The sequence below is a fragment of the Mesorhizobium sp. M8A.F.Ca.ET.208.01.1.1 genome (genome assembly GCF_004791315.1).
GTDB lineage: Bacteria > Pseudomonadota > Alphaproteobacteria > Rhizobiales > Rhizobiaceae > Mesorhizobium.
In genome coordinates this window covers 1-305 of the sequence record NZ_SRUT01000288.1, presented here as the reverse complement: position 1 = coordinate 305, position 305 = coordinate 1, and the positions used below count along the sequence as shown (strand labels likewise).

Here is a 305-nt window from a genome sequence, read left to right as displayed (position 1 = left end):
GCTAACGTCACCCAAAGACGCCAACTGGACGGTCGCCGGGGCAAAAGCCCGCCTCTCCGAGGTCATCGAGCGCGCGCAGTTTTCACCGCAGACGATCACCAAAAACGGCAAGCCAAGCGTGGTCGTCGTCTCAGCGGAGGAATGGCAGCGAAAGACCGCACGTAAAGGCACGCTTGCGGAGTTCCTGCTGGACTCGCCGCTGCGTGGCGCCGATATCGACCTGGAGCGGCAACGCGACCAACCGCGCGATCTGCCGCTGTGAGGCTGCTACTCGATACGAATGTGCTGTCCGAGGTGACGAGGCC

General features: G+C 63.3%; 1 protein-coding gene. It reads left to right on the top strand.

The features are described from left to right. A partial coding sequence (locus EN851_RS35335) for a type II toxin-antitoxin system Phd/YefM family antitoxin (protein WP_135931113.1) occupies positions 1-262 on the top strand: 262 nt, incomplete at its 5' end. Positions 263-305: the final 43 nt, after the last annotated feature.